21 protein-coding genes are annotated in these 23896 nt (G+C 72.7%); 7 read left to right on the top strand and 14 right to left on the bottom strand.

Annotated elements, in window-relative coordinates:
• Window positions 1–73: 73 nt before the first annotated feature.
• Both ACX27O_RS24990 and ACX27O_RS24995 read left to right on the top strand, forming a co-directional pair.
• Window positions 74–760, top strand: coding sequence for a hypothetical protein (locus ACX27O_RS24990; protein ID WP_458940153.1), 687 nt, complete (start codon window positions 74–76; stop codon window positions 758–760).
• Window positions 761–871: 111 nt separating this feature from the next.
• Window positions 872–1096: a hypothetical protein gene (locus tag ACX27O_RS24995; protein ID WP_458940154.1), complete on the top strand. Its 225-nt coding sequence runs from the start codon at window positions 872–874 to the stop codon at window positions 1094–1096.
• 74 nt (window positions 1097–1170) lie between these two features.
• Here the strand turns inward: ACX27O_RS24995 and ACX27O_RS25000 are convergent, their stop codons facing one another.
• Entirely contained in the window at window positions 1171–1701 is a 531-nt protein-coding gene (locus tag ACX27O_RS25000) for a hypothetical protein (protein WP_458940155.1), read from the bottom strand.
• Window positions 1702–1835: 134 nt separating this feature from the next.
• On the opposite strand from ACX27O_RS25000, the gene ACX27O_RS25005 reads away from it, so the two are divergent.
• From ACX27O_RS25005 to rocD, 4 genes are all read left to right on the top strand, one after another.
• Window positions 1836–2129, top strand: coding sequence for a hypothetical protein (locus ACX27O_RS25005; protein WP_458940156.1), 294 nt, complete (start codon window positions 1836–1838; stop codon window positions 2127–2129).
• Between the two features lie 336 nt (window positions 2130–2465).
• Window positions 2466–3362 carry a thrombospondin gene (locus ACX27O_RS25010; protein WP_458940157.1) on the top strand — a complete coding sequence of 299 codons (897 nt, stop codon included), beginning with the start codon at window positions 2466–2468 and terminating at the stop codon, window positions 3360–3362.
• 422 nt (window positions 3363–3784) lie between these two features.
• A complete protein-coding gene (gene ddaH / locus ACX27O_RS25015; RefSeq protein WP_458940169.1) occupies window positions 3785–4600 on the top strand; it encodes a dimethylargininase in 816 nt (271 codons plus the stop codon).
• On the top strand, window positions 4600–5814 hold the full coding sequence (rocD, locus tag ACX27O_RS25020) for an ornithine--oxo-acid transaminase (RefSeq protein ID WP_396818236.1): 1215 nt from the start codon (window positions 4600–4602) through the stop codon (window positions 5812–5814). The genes ddaH and rocD overlap by 1 nt, the downstream gene beginning before the upstream one ends.
• Before the next feature lie 113 nt (window positions 5815–5927).
• Here the strand turns inward: rocD and ACX27O_RS25025 are convergent, their stop codons facing one another.
• The 6 genes from ACX27O_RS25025 to ACX27O_RS25050 all read right to left on the bottom strand — a co-directional run bounded on the left by ACX27O_RS25025 (window position 5928) and on the right by ACX27O_RS25050 (window position 14469).
• Complete coding sequence (locus tag ACX27O_RS25025) at window positions 5928–7082, bottom strand: FHA domain-containing protein (RefSeq protein ID WP_030333055.1); 1155 nt, start codon at window positions 7080–7082, stop codon at window positions 5928–5930.
• Window positions 7083–7303: 221 nt separating this feature from the next.
• Window positions 7304–8356, bottom strand: coding sequence for a fatty acid desaturase family protein (locus tag ACX27O_RS25030; protein ID WP_458940158.1), 1053 nt, complete (start codon window positions 8354–8356; stop codon window positions 7304–7306).
• Between the two features lie 137 nt (window positions 8357–8493).
• Window positions 8494–11952 carry an SCO7613 C-terminal domain-containing membrane protein gene (locus tag ACX27O_RS25035; protein ID WP_458940159.1) on the bottom strand — a complete coding sequence of 1153 codons (3459 nt, stop codon included), beginning with the start codon at window positions 11950–11952 and terminating at the stop codon, window positions 8494–8496.
• 48 nt (window positions 11953–12000) lie between these two features.
• A complete protein-coding gene (gene cutA, locus ACX27O_RS25040; protein WP_030336735.1) occupies window positions 12001–12321 on the bottom strand; it encodes a divalent-cation tolerance protein CutA in 321 nt (106 codons plus the stop codon).
• Window positions 12322–12631: 310 nt separating this feature from the next.
• Complete coding sequence (locus ACX27O_RS25045; RefSeq protein ID WP_357638854.1) at window positions 12632–13636, bottom strand: 1-acyl-sn-glycerol-3-phosphate acyltransferase; 1005 nt, start codon at window positions 13634–13636, stop codon at window positions 12632–12634.
• Window positions 13636–14469 (bottom strand): patatin-like phospholipase family protein, encoded by an 834-nt coding sequence (locus ACX27O_RS25050; RefSeq protein ID WP_458940160.1) that lies wholly within the window; start codon window positions 14467–14469, stop codon window positions 13636–13638. Before ACX27O_RS25050 ends, ACX27O_RS25045 begins: the two co-directional genes overlap by 1 nt.
• A gap of 166 nt (window positions 14470–14635) precedes the next feature.
• Between ACX27O_RS25050 and ACX27O_RS25055 the strand changes: the two genes are divergently transcribed.
• Window positions 14636–16138 (top strand): serine/threonine-protein kinase, encoded by a 1503-nt coding sequence (locus ACX27O_RS25055; protein ID WP_210866750.1) that lies wholly within the window; start codon window positions 14636–14638, stop codon window positions 16136–16138.
• 18 nt (window positions 16139–16156) lie between these two features.
• Here ACX27O_RS25055 and ACX27O_RS25060 read toward each other — a convergent pair whose 3' ends face one another.
• From ACX27O_RS25060 to ACX27O_RS25090, 7 genes are all read right to left on the bottom strand, one after another.
• Window positions 16157–17212 carry a glycosyltransferase family 4 protein gene (locus tag ACX27O_RS25060; RefSeq protein ID WP_458940170.1) on the bottom strand — a complete coding sequence of 352 codons (1056 nt, stop codon included), beginning with the start codon at window positions 17210–17212 and terminating at the stop codon, window positions 16157–16159.
• Window positions 17213–17378: 166 nt separating this feature from the next.
• Window positions 17379–18050: a BON domain-containing protein gene (locus ACX27O_RS25065; protein WP_458940161.1), complete on the bottom strand. Its 672-nt coding sequence runs from the start codon at window positions 18048–18050 to the stop codon at window positions 17379–17381.
• A gap of 181 nt (window positions 18051–18231) precedes the next feature.
• Window positions 18232–19848 (bottom strand): S1C family serine protease, encoded by a 1617-nt coding sequence (locus ACX27O_RS25070; RefSeq protein ID WP_458940162.1) that lies wholly within the window; start codon window positions 19846–19848, stop codon window positions 18232–18234.
• Window positions 19849–19910: 62 nt separating this feature from the next.
• Window positions 19911–21467, bottom strand: coding sequence for a sensor histidine kinase (locus ACX27O_RS25075; protein ID WP_358125248.1), 1557 nt, complete (start codon window positions 21465–21467; stop codon window positions 19911–19913).
• Window positions 21464–22165: a response regulator transcription factor gene (locus ACX27O_RS25080; RefSeq protein ID WP_030336721.1), complete on the bottom strand. Its 702-nt coding sequence runs from the start codon at window positions 22163–22165 to the stop codon at window positions 21464–21466. Before ACX27O_RS25080 ends, ACX27O_RS25075 begins: the two co-directional genes overlap by 4 nt.
• A 72-nt stretch (window positions 22166–22237) precedes the next feature.
• Window positions 22238–22849: a PadR family transcriptional regulator gene (locus ACX27O_RS25085; RefSeq protein WP_030336719.1), complete on the bottom strand. Its 612-nt coding sequence runs from the start codon at window positions 22847–22849 to the stop codon at window positions 22238–22240.
• Window positions 22846–23670 (bottom strand): DUF4097 family beta strand repeat-containing protein, encoded by an 825-nt coding sequence (locus ACX27O_RS25090; protein ID WP_458940163.1) that lies wholly within the window; start codon window positions 23668–23670, stop codon window positions 22846–22848. Before ACX27O_RS25090 ends, ACX27O_RS25085 begins: the two co-directional genes overlap by 4 nt.
• Between the last annotated feature and the right edge of the window lie 226 nt (window positions 23671–23896).

Raw genomic sequence — 23896 nt, forward strand, 5'->3', positions numbered from 1 at the left:
CGTCTGCCTAGCCGGTGGGCGGCCTCGAATGCTGCCCGCTGCCCATGTTGGACAGCAGCGGGACAATCGGTGAATGCCCAAGAAGATGGACCCGCACGTGGTCTCCCTCCTCCGACGCCGCGAGCTGGAGAATGCCGTCCATAACTGGGCAGCACAGTTAGAGAAGGAGGTGGCCCGCCACCGACGGCGCGTGGAGCGGCACCGTGGGACGAGCACCTGGAAGCACTTCGCAGATATCTGGGAGAAGCAGGCGGCCGAGACGCTGTCACTCTGGGACCTGATACGGCGCGGCCTGGACCCGGACCAAGAGCGGCGGTTCTGCGGGCGGGTGAGCCTCACTGTCCGGTGCGCAGCCAAGGGGCATGTCCTCGGGCTGGTGTACCCGACCTGCGCCTTCCCCGTGTTCGTCCCGTCGGTGCGGACCTTGCCCGCCAACTCTTCCGCCGAGACCAGGGCCAGATCAAACAGATCGCTCGCGTCAGCGCGCGAGCACTTCCCCTGGGCGCTGGCGGCCAGCCGTGACCCCTGGATCGAGACGTTCGACGATGACGACGGCGGCTTCTTCTACGAGATCCGCGGACTGTCTGTCTTGAACGAAGAGTGGCACAGGCAGTTGGAAGAGGAGGCGGAGCAACAGGGCTGGGGCCGCCCCGCGTTCTTCCTGCTCTGTAGGTGCGGTCAGCAGGTGGTGGCGTCTGCGGACGTCTACGCGGCGGTGGCGCGGGGAGACAGCCATCTCACAGCCGTCTACAACGGTTGATGCCTGCTACCATCTAGGCGAGAAATCGATAAGCGCCCGAGCCGTTGCGGCCGAAGCCTTCCTGCTAGCCGATTGGGCACGGTGCAGGCTCCCGAAGGGGTCTGTCCAACCATGCCCGAAAACCTGCTCGGCGTTGGCGCAAGCGTGCTCGTGGTCTACGCGGCGCTTCGACTGCTGCTGTTCGTCATCGCCTTGGTGGCCAGGATCCGCTGGAAGGTTCCCGCCACCGATCTTCAGCGACTGCTGGACGCATCCTCTCCCGCGCCATCCAGGCTGCCTCTCTCGCGCCGCCGCGCCACTACCGGGCAGCAAGCGGAGGAGAGCGAGTCGGCGTAAGGCCGCTATGGCTTGCCGGGCGTCGAGCCGCCCACCAGCAAGGCAGGCGGCCCGCTCCGGCTTGCGTGTAGCGGCTACGTCCAGCGCCCGCCGTTGCGGGTTGCCTTGGCTATGTCGAGCAGGTGCGCCAGGCGGTACCGCAATAGCCGCGCTTGCCCCACGCTCAGCACGAGGCTGCCTGCGGCGCTGCCGGCCGCGCTGGTCAGGGCCACCATCGGTTCAGCGGCCGGGTGCAGGGCTTGCACGAGCGCTACGTCCACGATGAACGCCTCCTGCCGGTTGGTTTCCAGGTGTCGGGCGTGGCTGCGGTGCTGGCTCCGGCGCTTGCAGTCGTCCTTGTCGCACCAGCGCGGGTGGTAGCCCTGGTCGTCGGGGTCGGCAAGGGTGCCGGTCGGGAAGACGTGCACATAGCCGCAGGGTCGGTCTACGTCCGGTGCCATGCCGACCGGGTGGGCGTTCATCCCGGCCTTGGCCACCACGGCGGTCACGTGGATCGTGTGCGCGGGGCAGGTGTACGCGCAGGCGTCCAGGGAGTCTGCTGTGTACAGCTCGATCCGTACCGTCGCAGGTTCTCCGCAGGCGGGCGGTGTGGGTAGGGTGCGCATGGGTCGCCTCCCGGGGCGATCAAGGCCCCTGGTCCGCGTGGCTGCGCTGACCGGGGGCCGCCTGAATGCGGGCCAAATCAGCAAACCGCAGTTGGCCTACGGAAGCAAGAGATCGCGCACGGCGGCTAGGCCAAATGGTGATCGCGAAGCTGAGCCCCTCTTTGGCTAGTGAGATCATCTGCCATGTGGCCAACCGACTAGCGGATGCTGTGCGTGCGTTTCACATGGCGCAGGCGACGGCCGCTGCCTCCGCGCAGCGCGCGGCCGAGGACCGGGAGAAGATCACAGCCGCCCGGGATCAGCTCGCCGCCGCCATCGTGGACGCTGCCCGGGACGGTATGCGCCAGGTCGACATCGTGCGAGTTACCGGCTACACCCGCGAGCGTGTGCGCCAGATCCTCCGAGCCCACAACATCACACCGGACTAGCCCTGCACGCCGCGACTACGGCTGACGTGGTTGGCCCCGGGTTGGTCCGACCGTCGTCAAAGATCAGCCGGCGAGGACATCAGAGCAGGTAGCGGCCGAGATGCGGGCCACCCCGCTAGCCCTTGCCCTGCGGTTCGTGTGTCCCTCTGGCACGGGTGCCAAGGATAGCCAGTCCCGCCCGACCGGGCCGCGCGCCGATCAGGGCCCGCATCAGCCGGGCTCGGGGCTCGTACCCAGGATTGGTGTCAGGAAACGCCCAGGTGGGTATTTGAGGTGCGACACCGCGTGGGTGCCACCCTTTCCGTCGGCCACCACGCATTCATCAGGAGGTGTGTAGTGGTCAGGATTCCTTCGCTGTCCCGCCGGTCCGAGCCGGCACCGACGCGGGACGAAAACCTCGACGGCCGCGTGGACGGCCGCGACACCACGGTCACCGAGACCGGCCCGACCGGTGAGAACGCCGGCCGGCCGGTGGTCACCGACCGCGACGCCGACCAGACGACGTACCGCAGCGCGGGCGCCACCGACGGCCAGACCAGCGAGGCCGAGCGGCGGGCCAACGAGCGGGCGGCGGTTGCCCGCGCCGCCACCGTGCGGCCGGTGGAGCCCGAGCCCCGGGCCGGCACCGCCCGCCCGGTCGCGCCCGAACCGTCGAACGGGGCCACCCGTCCCGTCGCACCCGAGCCCGTGTCCGGCACGACCCACCCGGGCGCCTCCGAGGTCCGCACCGGCACCGCAGAGACTGCGGAGACCGACGCCCGGCCCACCGTCGCCCCGAGCACGGCACGCACCGCCGAGCGCGACAGCGTCACCCGGCGGTCCGACACCACCGACCGGGTCACCACGGACCGCCCCGTCGACCCGGCCCCGGGCGTCACCACGCCCGAGCCGCCGGCGACGCGGGGCCCGAAGCCGCGGGCCAGCCTGCTCGCCACCCTCGGCCTGATCGTCTCGGTCGCCGGCGCGATGTTCGTCCTGACCGGCACCCTGGCCGGGTACGGCATCGGCCTCGGCGCGTTCGGTGCGGTGCTCGCGGTGCTCGGCCTGATGGCCACCCGCCGTCGGCACGTCGCCGGCACTACCGACGCGCTCTTCGGCGTGCTGATCGGGTTGGCCGCGGTCGTGATCGGGGTGCTCGCGATGACCGGCCAGTTCGACTGGCCCACCACGGACGGCGACTGGGTGCAGCGCTTCCGCGAGTGGCTTGACTCACAGTTTGTCGATCGTTTCTAGCGGGCACTGTTCCGCTCGCCGGTGATGCACCGGCGCACAGCCGGCGGTTCGCCGGCAGCCCGACCAGTCCGGTGGTTCACCGGCCGGGCGACACCCTTTCAGGGGCGGCGGTTCGCCGCCCCTGAAGTGTGTCCGGGGGGTGGCAGTCCCCTCGGCAGGGACGACGACGACTTCCCCGGCGCAGCGACGCCGCCGGATGCGTGAGCGGCCCGGCGGCGGGTGGCCGGAAGCGCGATTTCCGACGGACGCCGTCGTGACGCAACGAATCACATCCGGGAACCGCCCAGACGCAACGAATCTTCGGTCTGCGCAACTCTCGGTGGTGGATCCTGCCGCTGACGCCGCATAACGTTGAGTCACGGCGCCAGCCCGTGGGCCACGGTGGCCGGGCGCGCCCGACCCCTGGGAGCAGGACAATGACGATGGACGCCACCAGCCAGCGCCTGTTGATGTGCCGGCCGACGTACTTCGCCGTCGACTACGCCATCAACCCCTGGATGGACCCGAGCGCGTCGGTCGACGCCGCGCTGGCCGTCCGGCAGTGGGAGCAGCTGCGCCAGACGTACCGTGACCTGGGCCACACCGTCGAGGAGATCACTCCGGTGCCCGGCCTGCCCGACATGGTCTTCGCCGCCAACGGCGGCACCGTGATCGACGGCAAGGCGATGGCGGTGCAGTTCCGTGACCCGCAGCGCGCCGACGAGGCGCCGGCGTACCGGGCCTGGTTCGAGGCCGCCGGCTTCGAGATGTACGACCCGAAGCACGTCAACGAGGGCGAGGGCGACGTCCTGCTGGCCGGTGATCACCTGCTCGCCGGCACCGGCTTCCGCACGGCACACGCCGCACACGCCCAGTTGCAGGAGGTCTTCGGCTACCCGGTGATCACCATGCAACTGGTCGACCCGCGCTTCTACCACCTGGACACCGCGCTGACAGTGCTCGACGAGCGGACCGTGGCGTACCTGCCCGAGGCGTTCTCCCCGGGCAGCCGGGCGGTGCTGCGCCGGCTCTTCCCCGACGCGGTGCACGCCACCATGGCCGACGCTGAGGTGCTGGGGCTGAACGCGGTCAGCGACGGGCGGCACGTGGTGCTGCCCGCGCAGGCCACCGACCTCGCCGCCAAGCTGCGCGACCGGGGCTACGAAACCATCGGTGTCGATCTGTCCGAGCTGCGTAAGGCCGGCGGCGGACCGAAGTGCTGCACGCTGCGACTCCGTCAGGGAAAGGCAAGCAAGTGATCGTGGATGACATCCTGCGGACGCCGGGAGCGGTCCGGGACGCCGAGCGCTGGACGGCGCACAACTACCACCCGCTGCCGGTGGTGATCTCGTCCGCCGAGGGCGCCTGGCTCACCGATGTGGACGGCCGCCGCTACCTGGACTGCCTGGCCGGCTACTCCGCGCTGAACTTCGGTCACCGGCACCCGCAGCTGATCGCCGCCGCGCACGCCCAGCTGGACCGGCTCACGCTGACCAGTCGGGCGTTCATCCACGACCAGTTCGCCGACTTCTGCCGGGAGCTGGCCGAGCTGTGCGGCAAGGACCTCGTGCTGCCGATGAACACCGGCGCCGAGGCGGTGGAGACCGGCATCAAGGTGGCCCGCAAGTGGGGCTACCAGGTCAAGGGCGTGGCCCCCGGGCAGGCCAACATCGTGGTCGCCGAGGGCAACTTCCATGGGCGGACCACCACCATCGTCAGCTTCTCCACTGACGAGGACGCCCGCGCCGACTTCGGGCCGTACACCCCGGGCTTCACTGTCGTGCCGTACGGCGACCTGGACGCGCTGGCCGCCGCGATCGACGAGAACACGGTGGCAGTGCTACTGGAGCCGATCCAGGGTGAGCAGGGTGTGGTGGTGCCGCCGGAGGGCTACCTGCCCGGCGTACGGCAGGTCTGCACCGAGCGCGACGTGCTGTTCATCGCCGACGAGATCCAGTCCGGTCTGGGGCGTACCGGCGCGACCTTCGCCTGTGACCACGAGGGCGTCGTGCCCGACATGTACCTGCTGGGCAAGGCGCTGGGCGGCGGCATCGTGCCGGTGTCCGCGGTGGCCGCGAACGCGGACGTGCTCGGCGTGCTCAAGCCGGGCCAGCACGGCTCCACCTTCGGCGGCAACCCGCTCGCCTGCGCGGTGGCGGTCGAGGTGGTCCGGCTGCTGGCCACCGGCGAGTTCCAGCGCCGCTCGGCCGAGCTGGGTGAGCGGTTGCGGGCCGGCCTGGAAGGGCTGGTCGGCAAGGGCCTGGTCGGGGTACGCGTCCGTGGCCTGTGGGCCGGTCTGGACATCGACCCGGCGCTGATGAGCGGCCGGGAGGCGTGCGAGCGGCTCGCCGCGCGCGGGGTGCTGGCCAAGGACACCCACGGCTCCACCATCCGGCTCGCCCCACCGCTGGTGATCACCGAAGAGGAGATCGACCTGGCGGTGAACGCCCTGGCCGAGGTGCTGGCCGGGTAACCCCGCGTTGATCATGAAGTTGTTGCCACGACACGCCGAGCCGCGGGCAACAACCTCATGATCAACCGGGTCGGCGCCCCGCTCACGCGGGGCGCCGACCCGGTTGGGGGGCGTTATGGGCGGGGTAGGCGCATGGCCATCGTCGGGGCCTCGGCCATCACCGAGGTGGGGGTGAACGGAGCGCCGGTGGGCAACTCCTCGGCGCGGCCGATCTGCACGCCCGGGTACAGCTCCACCATGTCGTTCTCACCGAGCACCCGGGACTGCTGCGGGGCCAGCGGGATCCGGTCCGACTCGGCCATCGAACCGGCCGGGCGGATGCCCGAACCGTTGGTGCTGACGTCGGTCACGATGACCTCGCCGACGCGCAGCTCGAAGCGGACGTGACCACGGCTGATCCAGCGTCGGGCCTCGTCGTTGAGCCACTGCCCGAGCATGATCCCGCCGTCCTGCTCGGGGGCCCGGCCAGCCACCACCGGCTGCTCCTCGCTGAGCACGAACCGCCGCCGGACGAGGCCGCCGACGCGCACCGCGAGCACCTCGGTACGCGGGCGCGGCCCGGCGTCGCCGAGCCGCGCGCCGTGCCGGGGGCAGGTCGGCACGCCGTTGCGCAGCGCGGGCGGCGGCTGCGCCGCGGGGCTGCGGTCGGCACCGCCGGCCAGGTCGGCGAACGCGCCGCCCCCACCACCGCCGCCGAACAACGCGCAGCCCGACTCCGGGCAGCGCCACTGGCGGGCCAGCAGCTTCACGCCGGTCGGCGAACGCTTGCCGGCCACCGGCGCGTGACCCCCGCCGACGTGCGCGATGAACACCGGCCCACCGGCGCCGGGGACCGGAGCGACCACCCGACCGGGCTGCTCGACCAGCCACGGGAACCGACCGCGCAACCCGTCGAAGCGGACCCGGCTGAGCACCGGCAGACCGAGCAGGTCGGCGACCTCCAACATCCGGTCACCCGGGTTGTCGAGCACCTCGACGAGCCCGTCGTCGGCCCAGCGGCGGACCACCATCCGCTCGTTGGAGGTGAGGTCGGCGTCGGAGAGCAACGCCCGGTGCACCACCGCGTAGACCTGGACGCTGTCCTCCTCCAACTCGCGGGAGAGCGCGTCGATGACCATGCCGAGGCGCAGCAGGCTGGCCGGCCGACCACCATCAATGTCCTGGTAGCGGATCACCTCGGCCAGGTCGACCACGGCCCGGGCCAGCGACGGGTCGGTGCAGACCCGCCCCTCGATGGCGTCCAGCACCTTGCTGATCTCGAATCTCATGCCACGCTCCCGACGATGTCGTCGATCCGCCGGGTCGGGGACCAGCCCGTCAGCCCGCCCAGCTCATCTCGCACCGCTCCCGCGGTGAGCAGGTCTGCCATGCGCCGACCCTACCGGGGACGACGGGCGGCATCGACCAGCGGTAGCAGGGTGTCGATCGACCCGGTACGCAGGCGGGGGCGGTGCCGCCCGGCACCGCCCCCGCCTTCCCCCTGGTGTGTTCAGCCGCGCAGCGGCCGCCCCACCTCGTGCAGATGACCGAGTGCCTGCCGGTACGACTCGACCAACCCGGTCTCGGCGTACGGGATGCCCTGCTCGACGCAGTAGGCACGGACGATCGGCTGGGCCCGGCGCAGGTTGGCGCGCGGCATGTTCGGGAACAGGTGGTGCTCGATCTGGTAGTTGAGACCGCCGAGCGCGGTGTCCACCAGCCGGCTGCCCCGCACGTTGCGGGAGGTCAGCACCTGCTTACGCAGGAAGTCCAACTCGTCCTCGGCGGTCGGCATCGGCATGCCCTTGTGGTTCGGCGCGAACGCGCAGCCCATGTAGAGGCCCCACAACGCCTGGTGCACGACGGCGAAGAGCAGCGCCTTGACCGGTGACATGACAGCCAGCAGCAGCGCGACGTAGCCGACGGTGTGCGCGAGGAGCAGCGCCGCCTCGACCGCCCGGTGCCGCATCGGGACGGTGTACCCGCCGTTCGACTCCCGGCCGATGATCGCCCGGATGCTCGCCACGTGCAGGTTCAGGCCCTCCAGCAGCAGCATCGGGAAGAAGAGGTACGCCTGCCGCTTGGCCATCCAGCGACCGATCCCACGGGTCTCCAACGCCTGCTCGGGGGTCCACACCAGGGCACCCGCGCCGACGTCCGGGTCCTCGTCCTCGTGGTTCGGGTTGGCGTGGTGCCGGTTGTGCTTGTCGACCCACCAGCCGTAGCTGATCCCCACCGCCACGTTGCCGGCGAACAACCCCACCAACTCGCTGGGGCCCCGCCGACGGAACATCTGGCGGTGCCCGGCATCGTGACCGAGGAACGCGACCTGGGTGGTGGCCACCGCCATCAGTGCCGCGAGCGGAAGCTGCCACCAGGAGTCGCCGAGCAGGAACACGGCCACCCAGCCGGCCACGAAGGCACCGAGGGTGAGCACGATGCGGGTGACATACCAGCCGGGACGCCGCTCCAGCAGGCCCGCCTGGCTGATCCGTCGGGACAACTGTGCGTAGTCACTGCCTCGCCGTCGTACCGGCGGTTCCGCCACCGCTCCGAGCGCCATCGCTGCTCCCGTTCCGCTTGCGCCCGTACCAGGGTGGTTCGGGCTTAATGTCAAGTCTCCCGATCGCGGTAGCGCTGAGTAACCCCGACAACCCCCGAATAGGGGGTAGGGCAGGCCCTACCTTCCTGACTTCAAACTCAACTCAGCCGCCCAACTGCCGCGCGCAGTCGAGCCAGGTCACGTCGACGTCGCTCGTAGGTGGCGGCGAGCCCGACCAGCGCCAGCCCGCCGACCCCCAGATAGATCCACCGGGGCAGCAGATCCCACCCCCGGGCCACCTCGTGCAGTGCCAACAGCGTCAGCACCCCGCCGCCGAGCAGCACCGGCGCCTGCCACCGGCGGGTCGCGCCGGCGAGCACCACGCCGACCGCCGCCGCGCCGAGGAGCAGTCGCCGCCACGGCTGCGGGTCCGGCCCGGCCAGCACCGACACGAGACTGGGCAGCAACGCCGCCACCAGCCCCGGGCCGAGAGCCGGCCAGCTGGTCAGCCCCGGCCGGGTGCGCAGCGCCAGCAGACCCGCGCCGACGGCGAGCGCCGCAGCCGGCAGTGTGTACGCCTCCAGCACCGTCACCCCACCGGCGGCCAGCAGCACCCAGGCCCCGAGCAACTCGCTGCCGGCGGCGATCCCGGCGAACGCCCACCGTCGACCGGCCGGTTCACCCCGGCGCAGCAGCCGCAGCGCGACGGCGACACCCCAGAGCACGCAGACGGTGGCGAGATGCCGTGCCACCTCGACGGCGAACACCGCCGCCACCAGCGCGACAGCCTGCGCGGCGGCGTCCAGCACCCGTGCCAGCCGGGCCCGCGCCGGGGTGAGCGCCGCAGCGGCCAGCGCCACCGCGGCCACCCCCAACAGTGGGTACGCGGCCGCCCGCAACGGCAGCCCGCCGGCGAGCGGGGCGGTCACCGCCAACGCGGACGCCGCACCCACGGCGGCGAGACAACCGACGACCCGTACCGCGGACCTGCGCGCCGCGACGGCGACCGCGACCGCCGCCACCAGCAGCACCGCCTCGGCCGCGAGCGTCGCCGCCCGGGTGGCCAGCAGACCCGCCACACCGGATGCCACCAGCACCACGCCCACCGGTACGGCGACCGGGGCGAGCACCGGGCGGGGCGGGGCCAGCGCGGTGAACAGCAGCGCGGCCATCCCGGCGAGCAGAACGGCGGTCGGCAGCACCGGCCAGGGCGCCCCGATCGCGATGAGCAGCACCGGCAGCGCCGCCGCGACGAACGGCAGGGCGGCCGGCACCGGCAGCCCCACCCGCCGACCGGCCAGCGCCCCGGCCACCGCCAGCACGACCAGCGCGAACCCCACGGGGAGCACCGTCGGGTCGGCGACGACAGTCGGAACCCCCGACCACACCCGGCCCCGCCCGCCGCGCGGCGACCCGAGCGCGGTCAGCACCGTCGGCAGGACCACCAGCACGGCCACCGCCGCCAGCGTTCCGCCCGCAGCCAGCAACAGCGCCGACCGGGCCGGCTCGCGCTCGGCTGCCGAAGGCCGGTCCCCGAGGGCCGCCTGACCGGAGTCGCTCACCGACGGCACCCAGCAGGCGACGACCGCGACGCCCAGCGCCGCCAGGGCGGCGTACAACGCGAGCGGTTCGTCACCCGCCCCGACCAGCGGCGCGAGGGCGGGCACGGCCACCGCGACGACGGCGCCGGTCTCCGCGTACCCGATCAGCTCCACCCGGTGACGACGCGCCGCGAGCGCCGCGACCAGCGACAGCCCGGCCCCCGCCAGCGCGAGCCGGGCCTGCCACCACGGCGGGGCGCCCGCGGCGAACAGCGCCACCGCCGCGATCGCGGGCAGCGTGAGCTGCCCGACCAGCAGACCCGCACCGGCCACCTCGCGGTACGCCCCGACCCACCGTCGTACGCCCAGTGCCAGCCCGAGCGCGGCGAGAACGCCGAGCGCCACCAGGGCGCCGGTCGGGGCGGCCAGTGCGACAAGCAGCCCGTGCCCGAGCAGGACGGCACCGCCGAGCGCACGGGTGAGCAGGGCGACCGGCGGGGTGGCCGGGCGGGCCAGCACGGCGAGCAGCAGCGCGACCCCGCCGGCCAGGTCGACGGCGACCACCTGAGCCCAGGAGGCCGTCCAACCGGCGGGCACGGCCAACAGCACGGCCACCGCACCGGCCGTGCCGAGCACCGCCCACGCGTTGCGGGGCAGCAGGAGCACCGCCGCGCCGACCGCCAGCGCCACGGCGGGCGCCAACTGCCAACCCCAGCGCAGGTCCGATCCCAGCCCAGCCCCACCCCACGGCGGCAGTGACCGGCCGACGGCGGCGGCCGCCAGCCCGATGGTGATCAGCACTGTCACCTGTGCCGTGCCCGCCGCGACGAACAGCGCACCGGCCCGCGCACCGGCCCGCCAACCATCGCCACCGCGCGCCGCCGGCAGTAGCCGCACGGCAGCGGCCAACCCGAGCGCCACCGCCGCCGTGGCGAGCAGCAGCATTGACGGCCGCAGCTCGGCCACCGGACGCAGCACTGCGCCGGCGAGGACCGGCACCAGCAGCCCCGCCGCCACCGCCCGCAGCGCCCGCCCCCCGACGAGCCAGGCCGCACCGAGCCCGACCAGCGCGACCAGCAACAGCGGCACACCGGCCAGCAGTGCGGAGCCCCCCGCCCGCCCGCTGACCAGCGGCACCAGCGCGCACGCCGCAGCATTCAGCAGCGCGGCGACATGGGCGATGCCGGCCAGCACCCGACCGACGAGCTGCGCCGCCCCTTCCCGGCCGCGCAGCGCGGCAAGCACGGCCAGGTTCAGCAACGCCACCCCGAGCAGGATCAGCGCCCACCCGGCCGCCCCCGCCCCGGTCTCGGCGGCGAGCAGCGGCAACGCCGGCTGAGCGGCCACCAGGGCGGCGAACCACGGCCCCGTCAACCCGCTCCACCTGCCGTACGCCACGGCAACCGCCGCGCTGGCCCCCCCGACCAGCGCGGCGTACCGGCTGCCCGGCCAGCCGGCCACGCCGGCCAGGTTCACCGACCAGGCCGCGTAACCGTCCAGCACCACCAGCAGCAACCCCACCGCGGCGAACGTCTCCGCCGTACCGCGCAGCCCCCGGCGGACCGCCAGCAGTGGCACGCCCAGGGCGAGCGCGGTGAACGCGGTCAGGATCAACGCCCGCCCGCCAACCCCCACCGCCGCCCAGGCGACAGCCGTGAACACCACCGCCGCGGTGCCCAGCAGGAGTCCACCGAGGACGAAGAGCAGACCCTGGACCGTCCGCGTCGAGGTCTCCGCCGCACCCGGCCGCGAATCCGCCGCGACGCCAGGGCCCGGGCCGATGGCCGGCGCCGGCCCGACGAGCGACGGCGGGCGCGCCACGACCGAGGCAGCCAACCCGGCACGGACGACCGCCGCCAGTTCGGCCCGCCGCCGCGACACGGCCGTCAGGCGTCCGGCCAGCTCGGTGTACGCGCGGCGGGCCCGCTCCACCTGCGGCTCCAGCTCGGCGACCTCCCGGCTCAGCCGGACCACCTCGGCGGCGATCGGGTCGGGCGCGCGCCGGCAGCCGGAGCAACCGGCACTCAGATCGGCCGGCGCACCGCAGGCGGGGCAGGGGTAACGGGTGTCGTCCACCCGGTCATCATCGACAGCCCACCGGGGTACGCCCCAGAGTGCGCGTACTCAGGAACGGGTGTGCTCGTACACCCAGGTGGCGTAGTCGGGGTTGCCGCTCTCCACCCTGGACACCAGGATCTCCGGCACCTCGTACGGGTGACTGACCCGGATCTGGTCCAGCAACGCGGCGAGCCGGTCCGGTGCGGTCTTGAACTGCACCGACCATTCGGTGCTCGTCTCCATTCCGGACCGCCACCAGTAGGTGCTGTCCACCTGACCACCCACCTGGGCGCAGGCGGCGAGCCTGCCGGCGACGGCGGCGGCCGCCAGCACATCGGCGACCGAACGCGCGTCAACCACAGTTGTCACCACGCAGATCTCGTCCACGCCCGCACCCTACGCGGCCATACGCCGCTGAGCCCGTCAATCGCCCGCGACCGCTACGCTGCGCATCGCCGCGCTTACCGGAGCCCGCTTTACCTCGCGACTGCGGGGCTCCGCTTCGCTGCACTCCTCGCGCTCACCGGAGCCCGCTTTACCTCGCGACTGCGGGGCTCCGCTTCGCTGCACTCCTCGCGCTCACCGGAGCCCGCTTTACCTCGCGACTGCGGGGCTCCGCTTCGCTGCACTCCTCGCGCTCACCGGAGCCCGCTTTACCTCGCGACTGCGGGGCTCCGCTTCGCTGCACTCCTCGCGCTCACCGGTTTGCGGCGATCCAGGAGTCGATCTGCGCCCACCAGTCGAAGAGCCAGTCGATGCGCTGCTGCCGCCCGGTCGGAACCTCCTCCGGCGGCACCGACCAGAACCGCATCACGATCCGCTTGTCCATCGGCAGTTCCCGCCACACGTCGGCGACGGTGAGCATCCGGTCCAGTCCGGTGTGGGCGACGAAGATGACCCCGGCGTCCGGTGCGGCGTCCAGCGCGGCGAGCATCCCACCGGGCTGCGGGGCGAGCACGTGGCGCATCCGCTCGGCGCGCAGCGCCATTCGTTCCAGGCCGAGTGAGCGCAGTCGGGCGATGGCGCGCAACCGCCGCTTGGGGGTGAAGTTGCCACCCTCGGGGAAGATCACGAACGCGTCGTTGTCGTCCAGGCCGCTGGCCAGGTGACCGACCTGACGGACCGTCTCCTCGCCGCGCTCCGGGGTCGGTGCGATGAACCGGTTGGGCAGCCGGTTGAGCAGCACGTCGACCGCCGGATCCCACTGGAGGCTGTCCTTGAGGACGATGCGTGGCTCCCGGTGGAACCAGTTGACCAGCCCGTGGATCAGGATGAACGAGTCACCCGGCCCGGCGTGCCGACAGAGCACCAGCTCGGGTCGGCCGGGCAGCGCGGTGTCCGGGTCCGTGCCCACCACGTCGATGCTCAACCGCAGTGTCCAACGTGCCTGCCAGAACAGCACCCGCAGGAACCAGCCGGCCAGCACGTAGTGGGCGCGCTGGAAGGCCGGCGACCTGGTGCGCCAGCCGAAGCCGGAGACGGCCCAGAGCACGAAGAGCGCGAGGAGCGCCGCAGCGTCCCAGACCAGGTAGAAGCAGCCGATCCAGAGCAGCCGCAGCGGGCGCAACCGGCCCGGGACCAGCGGGGACGCGGCCGCGGCGAGCAGCGCCCAGACCGGCAGCGTGGTGACCACGAAAAAGGCGAGCAGCACGACGGCGGGGGCCAGCAACAGCCGACGCAGCCACCGGGGAGGCAGCGGCATCACCGCTCCGCGTGGATGGCGAGGTAGCGCCGGGAGGCGGTGTACGCGCGGCTGATCCGCCGTCCCACCGCCGCCATGTCCCGGTACGCCCACGGCGTGTCGTCGCGTGGGTTCAGCCCGCCGGTCGGCAGGACGTGCACCTCCACCCCCTCGGGCAGCGCCGCCATCTCCCGGAAGAACCGGTGCCGGCGGGAGATCTCGAACGCGACCTGCGCGATCTCCCACGGCCGGCGGGGCGGGGTCAGCTCCCGTTCGATCCGGCCCACCTGGAGGACGTAGATCCGGCGGGCGCCGACGGCCACCGCCTCGCCGATCGGGATGGAGTTGACGATCCCGCCGTCCACGTAGTGCGCGCCGTCGATCTGCATCGGCGGAAGCAGCCCCGGCACCGACGCCGACGCCATCACCGCCGGGACCACCGGACCGCTGTCGAACCAGTGCTCGGCGGCCCGCTCGATGTGGGCGGCGCAGCAGCGGAACGGCACCCGCAGGTCGGCGAAGGTGGTGTCCACCCCCAGCTCGGTTTCGAGCAGGCGGCGCAGCGGCCGGGGTGAGTGCAGGTGGGTCCGGGCGGCGAAGCGGCGCAGTTGCCGGGCGACCGAGTCGCCGTACACCTCGCTCGCCTCCGGCGAGGCCCACAGCCGGACCAGCCGGTCGGTCACCGCCTCCGACGGGTCGGCGGCGACCAGCGCACCGTTCACCGCGCCGATCGAGGTGCCGAGCACCATGTCGGGTTGGATGCCGGCACGGAACAGCGCGCGCAACATGCCGACCTCGACCGCGCCGAGCACTCCCCCGCCGCCGAGCACGAACGCCACCGGTCCCCCCGCCATGTCTCCCATCCTGGCACGGGCCCGCCGCCCGCCCGGTGGGGCGTGGTCAGCCGACGGTCACCGCACGGCAGGGACCGTCCGCCGACGGCCGGCGGCGACGGCGTTGACAGGCCGGACACATTCGCGCAACCTGATACCGCTCCCACCCCTGAGGCAGGTGCGATCTGTGAAGGCAGCACTGCATCCGGGCCGATTGCTGGCTCGCAGATACCGACTTCTGGACCAGATCGGCGCCGGCGGCATGTCGGTCATCTGGCGTGCCCGGGACGAGGTGCTGGACCGGGTGGTGGCGCTCAAGGTGCTCGCCCCGTCACTCGCCGCCGACGCGCGGTTCCGGGGCATGGTGCGCGACGAGGCGCGGGCCGCCGCCCAGTTGGTGCACCCGCACCTGACCTCCGTGCACGACTACGGCGAGACTGTCGACCCGGACGGCTCGATCACCTCGTTCGTGGTGATGGAGCTGCTCAGCGGCGAGGAGTTGAAGCTCCGGCTCACCGAGGGGCCGTTGCCGTGGACCGAGGCCGTCCAGGTGGGCGCGCAGGTCGCGGACGCGCTGGCCGCCGCGCACCGCCTCGGCATCGTGCACCGGGACATCACCCCGGCCAACGTGATGATGACCGGGACGGGCGCCAAGGTGCTCGACTTCGGCATCGCCACCCGGATCGGCGCACCCGACGAGGATGAGGACGGCGAGACCTTCGGCACCCCCGCGTACGTCGCCCCGGAACGCCTCGACGGCGCGCCGGCCCAGCCGTCCACCGACGTCTACTCGCTGGGCGTACTGCTGCACGAGGCGCTCACCGGCCGGGTTCCGTACCCGGCGGACACCTGGGAGCAGCTCAGTTCCGCCCTGGCCAGCGGTCCTGCGCCGACGCTGGCCGACCTGCCGGACCTGCCCCCGACAGTGGCCCAGATCTGTCTGCGCAGTCTCGCCCGGAACCCAGCCGATCGGCCGACCGCCCGGCAGGTCGCCACCGCGCTCCGCGACCACGCGCTGCCGGCCGAGCCTCCGACCGCGACCATCCGAGTGCCCACCGAGCCCCCGCCACCGCCGTCTCCCGCCGTGGCGACGCCGGCCGTGGCAAAGGCCGGGATGGCAACGGACGGCGGGGCAGCGGACGGCGGAGCCTCCGCCGCCCCGGGCGAGCCGGAGACCGGGGCCGGCTGGTCCCGGCGGCGGCTGGTGTTGTTGCTGGTGCTGGCCGTCGGGGTGACGCTGGCCGGGGTGGCTCTGCTGCCCGAACAGCAGCCGACCCGCCGGGCGCAACCCTCCGCCGCGCCGGTGGCGACCCCGTCGGCCGACCCGCCGGCCCCCGGGTCGTCCGCGCCGATCACACCGACCCCGCCGACCGCGCCACCGTCGGCGAAGCCGACGACCGGTGCGCCCACCTCGAACCCGGGCACCCTGGCCGAGGTCGCCAACCGGGTCGACGGGTTGATCACCGCCGGGTTGAGCGCCGGGGAGATCCGCGAGGACGTGGCCCTCGACCTGCGCAACGAGCTGCGCAACCTGACCGCGGCGGTCAGCTCCGGCCGAGAAGAGCTGGCCCCACCGGTGGCCCGGCTGCGCACGAAGGTCACCGTCCGCGTCGGTGAGGGCGGCATCAGTCCGACGTACGCGGGTCGGCTCGACGCGGCCATCGCCGAGCTGGGCGCGACCGGGGCCTGACCGGGCGGCCCGGCCGGGTCAGCGCACCGGCACCCGGAGCGGTGCGCGGACGTCGTGCCGACCGAGGGCGAAGCGCCGATAGACCTCGGCGTAGCCGCTCGCCATCCGCTCGACCGAGAAGTTCTGCGCGACGTGCGCCACGCAGTCCTCCGGGTCGAGTCGCTCCGCCGCGAGCAACGCCGCGGGCAGCTCCTCCGACCGCTCGACGACGAGCCCGGTCAGCCCCGGCCGGACCAGCTCCGGCACCGCACCCCGGTTGAGCGCGACCACCGGTGTGCCGGTGGCCATCGCCTCCAGCATCACCATGCCGAACGGCTCGTCCCACTGAATCGGCATGATCAGGGAGCGGGCGTCGACCAGCATCCGCAGCGTTGTCGCGCGGTCCGCGTTGAGCACGACTGTCACATCGTCGCCGACCATCGGCGCGACGACCTGCTCGTAGTAGCGGCGCTCGGCCGGCTCGTTGCACTTGCCGGCCAGTAGCAGCGGCAACCCGGCGGCCCGGCACGCCTGGATGGCGGTGTCCGGGCCCTTGTCCGGGCTGAACCGGGCCAGCCACAGCACCGGCCCCGCGCCGGGTGTGTGCTTACGCGGAAAGCCGCGGATGTCCAGCGCGTTGTGCACCGTCCCGGCCCACTGCAGGTTCGGGTTCAGCCGGCGCTGGGCGTGCGAGATCGCCACCAGGGCGACCCCCGCGTCGACGTCGCTCAGCACGTCGCCGTACTCCCCCACGGGGTTTCCGTGCACTGTCGCGACCGTCGGCACGGCCCGGCGGCCGGCGACCAGCGGGCCGATGGTGGTGTGGTCGTGGATCACGTCGAAGTCGGCAGCGCTGATCAGCCGTTTCACCCGGGCCAGGTGAGCCAGCTCCGGCAGTGACTCGCCGAGCCGCTCGTACTGGACCTCGGCGACGGTGGAGACGAAGCCGCGGGCTGCCGTGCCGTGGTCATCGCCGGCACCGAAGAGGGTCACCGCGTGCCCCTGCCGGCAGAGCGCGTCCACCAGGGCGGCGACTACCTGCTCAAGGCCGCCGTAACCGGGCGGAGGTACGGACAACCACGGCGGAACCACCATCGCGATGCGCAGCGACCGCTCCTCGGGGCGGCCCGCAGGCGGGTGGTTCACGGTCACGAATCCTCCCGTTGGTCCCCGGTGCGGTGGCACCGCCGGTCAAGCCGGTCGGGCCGGTCGGCGGCGGGTTCCCCCGTGGTGTCCCCGGTAAACCGGACACGGCGGACGATCACCCGCCCACCAGAAGCTGGTCGTGGACCGAGCGCACCCCGGGGGCGGACCACGCCACCCGCTCCACCTGGTCGCGTTCCCACCAGGACCGGACCACTCCGGCGAGGACCAGCGTGTCGCCGTCCACCTCGACGGTCACCCGCTCGCCGCCGAGGGTGCGCGCCAACGCCCGCTGGACGTCCTGCCGCAGCCGCTCGCCGGCCGGCGGCGCCGGGGGTCGTACCTCGATCAGGTTGGTGATGCCCCGGATGCCGTCGAGGCGACGCACCTCGCCCTCGGCGGCCCGCCGCTGCCACCCGAACTCGACCTCGCCGCGCAGCATCAGCCAGCCGTTGGCCACTGTCACGTCCAGCCGCTCGGCGGGCACGAAGCTGTCCCACTCCAGGGCGCGGGTGGCGGCGATGGCGACCTCGGCGTCGGTACGCCCGGTGGTGCCGGGCAGCCGCACCTCCATCTGGTCGGCCACCGCCCGTACGCCGCGAACCCGCTGCACACAGCGGGTCGCGGCCCAACCGCGAGCGGCACCGTCCACGAATCCGGTCAGGGTCACCACGCCCTGGTCGACGGTCACCCCGATCTCGTTCGGTTGCAGCTGGGCGTCCCAGGCCAGCTCGGCCAGGACGTCGCGTTGGATCCGCTGGTCGTCACGCACACCCACCACGTCGGTCATGGCACCCACCCCCGGTTCCGGTCGCCGAGACTCGCGCACTGAATCTGCCGGGCAGACGGGTGACGGCGGTTCACCCGATCCGGGTGAACCGCCGTCCGGCGGAAGAAGCGGCGGGTGACGGAGCCGACCCCCTCGGCCCCGCCACCCGCCGCCAGAGGGAGGAAGCAGGTTCAGGTGGTGGTCAGGACGTCTCGGCGAGCGTGACGGTCACCGACTTCTCGGCGCCGTTGCGCTTGAACTGCACCTCGACCCGGTCGCCGACCTTGCCGGCCTGCACCGCGCCGACCAGGTCGTCCGAGTCGTTGACCGGCTTGTCGCCGAACCGGGTGACGACGTCGCCGCGCTGGAGGCCGGCCTTCTCCGCCGGGCTGCCCGGGGTGACCGACGCGACGAGCGCGCCGCCGCCCTCGGCCTGGTTGACGCCGACCCCGAGCGACGGGTGGCTGACCTTCTCGCCACGCTGGAGCTTGCCGGCGACGTCCTTGGCCTTGTTGCTGGGGATGGCGAACCCGACGCCGATGTTGCCGGTGCTCTGCCCGGAGGTCGCGATGGCGGTGTTGACGCCGATCACCTCGCCCCGGGTGTTGACCAGCGCGCCGCCGGAGTTGCCGGGGTTGATCGGCGCGTCGGTCTGGAGCAGGCCGGAGATCGAGCTGACGGTCTGGCTCTGCTGCTGGCGCGGGTCCTGCGGCTGGCCCTCACCGGCGCGGATGGTGCGGTCGCGGGCGCTGAGGATGCCCGAGGTCACCGAACCCTGCAGGCCGAGCGGACTGCCCAGGGCGAGCACCTGGTCGCCGACCTGCATGGCGTCGCTGTCACCGAACTTCGCCGGCTTGAGGTCGCTCACCCCGCTGGCCTTCACCACGGCCAGGTCGGTCTTCGGATCGGTGCCGATGATCTTCGCGTCGGCGGTCTTGCCGTCGGCGAAGACCACCCGCACGGCGTCACCGGCGGCGGACGCGACAACGTGGTTGTTGGTCAGCACGTACCCGTCGGCGCTGAGCACCACTCCGGAGCCCTCACCGCTGTCGGTGGTGATCGAGACGACACTGTCCTGCACCGACGCGGCGATCTTCGGCAGGTCCGCGCCATTGATCACGGGGGCCGCGGAGTAGGTGCGGGTGATGCCGCCGCTGTCGCCGTCGAGGGCGAGCGCGAGCGCCCCACCGGCCACGCCGGAACCGAGCATCAGCGCGAACACCGCGACGCCGGCACCGGCGAACTTGGCGATTCGCCCCGGTCGGGGACCGCTGCCGGGCGGCGCGACCTGCGGGCCCCACGGCGGGACCGGCTGGCCCGGGTGTTGAGCGTGCAGACCGGGGTGCTGCTGGTGCTGAGGGTGCTGCTGGTGCTGCTGGTGCTGGCCGTACGCCATGCCCGGCTGGCCCCCGCCGGCCCAGCCGGACTGCTGGCCCGCGTACCAGGGGGCACCGGGGTAGTGACCGGCGGCCGGCTGTGGGTAGCCGGGCTGGCCGGGCGCCGGGTGACCGGAGACCGGGTACGGCGGCGCGGACGGGGTGGCGGCCGGGCGCTCGTAGCCGGTCGACGGCTCGTACCCGGTCGACGGGGCGGCGGCCGGGGTGGCGGCGGGCGCGGCGGCCGGGGTGGCGGCCGTGGTCTCCGGGTCAGCGGCGGTCGAGACGACCGTCGGGTCACCGTCGGTCGACACGGCCTGCATGGGGGTGGTCGGGGAGTCGGACTGCACGCGCTCGTCGCGCGGCAGCTCGGCGGTGGGGTGCGACGGCTCGGCGTCGGTGGGGGCCGGCCGGCGCTGCGGGTCGGACTCGAACTCGGTCATGGCACTACCTTCTCCCCCAGCACTGCAATCAAGCTGGAACCGTCCTGGAAGTTGGCTGAAAGTCACTCGGCCGCGTCGTCGACCTGTGGCAGCAACGGCAGCCGGACCCGGAAGGTGGCCCCACCGCCGGGTGTCTCGGTCACCTCGACCGAGCCGTGGTGGGCGGCGACCAGGGCGGCCACGATGGCCAGGCCGAGACCGGTGCCGGTGTTGCCGTCGGCCCGCCGGGTACGGGCCGCGTCGGCCCGGTAGAACCGCTCGAAGACCCGTTCCGCCTGCTCAGGCGAGAGACCGGGGCCGGTGTCGGCCACCTCCACGACGGCGAAGCCACCCGGCTCGGCGCGCAGCCGTACCCGGATCTCGGCCTCCGGCGGGGTGTGGGTCAGCGCGTTGGTGACCAGGTTGCCGATCACCTGCCGCAACCGCGCGTCGTCGGCGGAGACGACCAGCGGGCCCGATTCGGGCTCGATCTCCAGCTCGATCCGCCGGTCCGGTGCCATCGCCCGCGCGGCCTGCACGGCGTCAGAGGCGAGCACCGGCAGCTCCACCGGGGTCAGCGCGAGGGGTCGTTCCCGGTCCAACCGGGCGAGCAGCAGCAGGTCCTCCACCAGCAGCCCCATCCGGGCCGCCTCGTCCTCGATCCGGCGCAGCAGACCGGCGGTCTGCTCCGGCGCGCGGGCCGCACCCTGCCGGTACAGCTCGGCGAAGCCACGAATGGTGGTGAGCGGGGTACGCAACTCGTGGGAGGCGTCGGCGACGAACTGCCGCATCCGCTCCTCGGAGCGGATGGCCCGCAACTCGGACGCCTGAGCGGCCGCGGCGGCGTCGCGGGCGGCGCTCTCCGCCCAACGGGCCGAGGTTTCCGAGGCGGCTCGGGCGGTGAACGCCACCTCGATCTGGGTGAGCATCGCGTTCAGCGCACGGGAGAGCCGGCCCAGCTCAGAGGTCGGATACTCCTGCCCCTCCTCCGGGTCGGGCACCCGGCGGGACAGGTCACCGCCGGCGATCGCGGCGGCGGTGCGTTCGATCTCCACCAACGGTTTGAGGCTGGTCCGGACGATCGCCGCACCGACCGAGGCCAGCATGATCAACACCGCACCGCCGACCAGTAGGTCTATCCAGACGAGCTGCTTCACCGCCCGGTCCACCTCGGTGAGCGGCTGACCCACGGCGAGCACCGAGCCGTCCGGCTGGGCCGCGTAGTAGACCCGCCATCTGGTGAAGCCGTCATGGGACACGACGGTCCGCGGCTCCCCCTCCAGGTCCTCGAAGCCGTCCCGGCTGGTGGGGAAGGTGGGCAGCTGCGCGGGGTCGAGACTGATGTCGTCGTAGATCGCCGGGTAGACCTGCTGCTCGTCAGCCACCGACACCACGTAGTCGCTGGGCAGCATGGCGTTGACCTGCCCGCTGCGCAGCTTCGGGAGCAGCTGACCCAGGCCCTGGGCGGTCGACCTGACCTGCCCGTCGACCTGCCCCTGCAGGTAGTTGCGCAGGAAGTAGGCGGTCAGCGAGCTGATCACCAGCAGCGCGACGGCGACCAGCGCGAGCACCGAGGTGACCAGCTTCACCCGCAGCGGGACGCTGCGTACCCGACCCTTCGCCTGCTGGACCGCGTTCACGCCGCCGGCTTGCGCAGCACGTACCCCACACCGCGGAGAGTGTGGATCAGCCGGGGCTGGGTGGTGTCGACCTTGCGCCGCAGGTACGAGATGTAGGACTCGACGATGTTGTCGTCGCCCCGGAAGTCGTAGTTCCAGACGTGGTCGAGGATCTGCGCCTTGGACAGCACCCGGTTGGCGTTGAGCATCAGGTACCGCAGCAGCTTGAACTCGGTCGGCGAGAGCTGCACGCGCTGGCCTGCCCGGTGCACCTCGTGGGTCTCCTCGTCCAACTCCAGGTCGGCGAAGGTGAGCCGGGACGGGGCCTGCTCGCCGGTCGTGGTGCGGCGCAGCACGGCGCGGATCCGGGCGGTCAACTCCTCCAGGCTGAACGGCTTCGTGACGTAGTCGTCCCCGCCCAGGGTCAGCCCACGGATCTTGTCGTCGGTGGCGTCCCGGGCGGTCAGGAACACCACCGGGGTACGCGTGCCGCCCTCGCGGAGCATCCGGATGACCTCGAAACCATCCAGGTCGGGGAGCATCACGTCGAGCACCACCAGGTCGGGCCGGTGGTCCTTGGCGGCGTTGAGCGCCGCGCTCCCGCTTGTCGCGGTGGCCACGTCGAAGCCCGCGAACCGCAGGCTCGCGGAGAGCAGTTCGAGGATGTTGGGGTCGTCCTCGACGACAAGCAGTCGCGCCTCGGTCTGGGTAGCGGGCATGTGCCAATCATCGGTGACGTCACTGCGCCAGCGCTGGACGCTTCCTGCAAAAAGGCTGTGAGTCGCCGTCGGTCAGCGCAGCAGGCGACGCAGCCCGTCGAGGGCGCCGTCGAGCAGCCGGATCGCGGTGCGCAGCTGGGTGTCGCTGAACTGCCGGGCACGCATCAGCCGGCCCACCTCGGCGGTGAACGCGGTCAACCGCTGGTCGAGTTCGTCGAACAGCTCGGCCTGCGGGCCGGTGGTCGACGTCGGGCGGGGCGGCGGCGCGGGCGCCTCCCACCGGGCTCGCCGGGTCTGCCGGGTGGCCTCACTCAGCTCCCGTTTGAGGTCGCGCACCGATCCGCGTACCTCGCTGCGGATCTCGCCGGCCAGGCTGGAGAGGTCCGCCACGGAGGCGGCGATGTCCGTCTCCAGCGCGGTCAGCTCGCCGGCCCGCTGGCGCAGCTCGGCACGCCCGGCGTCGGTGATCTCGTACGTCTTGCGGCCACCGGCCGCGGTGTGGCTGACCAGCCCTTCGGCCTCCAGCCGTTGCAGCCGGGGGTAGATGGTGCCGGCGCTGGGGGCGTACAGCCCGAGGAACCGGTCCTCCAACAGTCGGATCAGCTCGTAGCCGTGCTTCGGGCCGTCGTCGAGCAGCTTGAGCAGGTAGAGCCGGAGCCGACCGTGGCTGAACACGGCGGTCACGGCTGCTCCTCCCCGTCGTCGTCGACCGCTCGGGCGAGCAGGGCGATGCTCCCCGAGGTCGCGGAAGCCCAGAGCTTACCGTCGCCGGCGCCGAGCACCCCCTCGCTGCTGGGAAGTGGGAAGGTCGAGGTGCTCAGCTGCGGAAAGCCGCTGGTGATGCGGCCGGAAGCGGTGTTCAGCCGGACGGCGAGGTCGCTGTCCTCGCGGACCCGGACGGTGATGCTGCCCGAGATGGTGGTCAGCCGGATCTCGCTGCGCCGAGGGTTGTCCAGATCGCAGGTGATCGCGCCGGAGACGGTCTGCGCCCGCACCCGGTCGGCGGCGCTGTCGGCGAGGATCACCTCTCCGGAAACCGTCTCCAGGGTGAGGTCGCCCCGGACGCCGAGCGCTTCCACCGGCCCGGAGGTGATCTTCGCGGAGGTGCTGCCGCGAAGCCCCATCAGGGTGATCTGGCCGGCGACGACGTCGACGGTGGTCTGCCGGCGCAGGCCGGAGGCGACGAGTGAGCCCGCGACCAGACCCAGATCGGCGAGGACGTCGGCGGGCACGGCGATGGAGACGTCCACCCGGGGATAGCGGTGGATCATCCGGAACCACCGCAGGACGTCCGACCAGCCCCGACCGCGCTCCTGGCGGATGCTGAGCCGGCCGTCGACGTGGTCGATCAGGACCGCCCGACGGCCGACCTGGGTCACGTCGATCCGGGTCGGTCCGTCGGTGGCGACCACGTTGAGCCGCCCACTGATCAGTCGCACGTCCAGCCTGACGACGGGATCGTCCACGGTGAGCCGCTGCGGGCTCTCAATCGTCCATCCGGCCATGGCGTCCCCCTCTCGCCGACGCGCGGACGCACGCCGAACAGGAGAAGAATGTAACGCGATACATCGCGATACCACAAGACAGTCGCGAGTGTCGCGCGCCTCCGCACGTCAAGATCGCCCTCGATCCTGGATCCAGTGGCTTCCCGCACCTTGGGCTCAAGTGGTTGTTGCAACGGGGTGGATTCTCGTCAGGATGAGGGGTCATGCCGGGGCAGAGGTTGTCGTC

It is taken from the genome of Micromonospora sp. SD19 (genome assembly GCF_054462275.1).

What these genes read in the sequence shown, in the direction of transcription:
- ACX27O_RS24990 (WP_458940153.1), top strand. Translation starts at nt 74, where the DNA reads ATGCCCAAGAAGATGGACCCGCACGTGGTCTCCCTCCTCCGACGCCGC.
- ACX27O_RS24995 (WP_458940154.1), top strand. Translation starts at nt 872, where the DNA reads ATGCCCGAAAACCTGCTCGGCGTTGGCGCAAGCGTGCTCGTGGTCTAC.
- ACX27O_RS25000 (WP_458940155.1), bottom strand. Translation starts at nt 1,701, where the DNA reads ATGCGCACCCTACCCACACCGCCCGCCTGCGGAGAACCTGCGACGGTA.
- ACX27O_RS25005 (WP_458940156.1), top strand. Translation starts at nt 1,836, where the DNA reads ATGGTGATCGCGAAGCTGAGCCCCTCTTTGGCTAGTGAGATCATCTGC.
- ddaH (WP_458940169.1), top strand. Translation starts at nt 3,785, where the DNA reads ATGGACGCCACCAGCCAGCGCCTGTTGATGTGCCGGCCGACGTACTTC.
- ACX27O_RS25025 (WP_030333055.1), bottom strand. Translation starts at nt 7,082, where the DNA reads ATGAGATTCGAGATCAGCAAGGTGCTGGACGCCATCGAGGGGCGGGTC.
- ACX27O_RS25030 (WP_458940158.1), bottom strand. Translation starts at nt 8,356, where the DNA reads ATGGCGCTCGGAGCGGTGGCGGAACCGCCGGTACGACGGCGAGGCAGT.
- ACX27O_RS25045 (WP_357638854.1), bottom strand. Translation starts at nt 13,636, where the DNA reads ATGCCGCTGCCTCCCCGGTGGCTGCGTCGGCTGTTGCTGGCCCCCGCC.
- ACX27O_RS25050 (WP_458940160.1), bottom strand. Translation starts at nt 14,469, where the DNA reads ATGGCGGGGGGACCGGTGGCGTTCGTGCTCGGCGGCGGGGGAGTGCTC.
- ACX27O_RS25060 (WP_458940170.1), bottom strand. Translation starts at nt 17,212, where the DNA reads ATGGTGGTTCCGCCGTGGTTGTCCGTACCTCCGCCCGGTTACGGCGGC.
- ACX27O_RS25065 (WP_458940161.1), bottom strand. Translation starts at nt 18,050, where the DNA reads ATGACCGACGTGGTGGGTGTGCGTGACGACCAGCGGATCCAACGCGAC.
- ACX27O_RS25070 (WP_458940162.1), bottom strand. Translation starts at nt 19,848, where the DNA reads ATGACCGAGTTCGAGTCCGACCCGCAGCGCCGGCCGGCCCCCACCGAC.
- ACX27O_RS25080 (WP_030336721.1), bottom strand. Translation starts at nt 22,165, where the DNA reads ATGCCCGCTACCCAGACCGAGGCGCGACTGCTTGTCGTCGAGGACGAC.
- ACX27O_RS25090 (WP_458940163.1), bottom strand. Translation starts at nt 23,670, where the DNA reads ATGGCCGGATGGACGATTGAGAGCCCGCAGCGGCTCACCGTGGACGAT.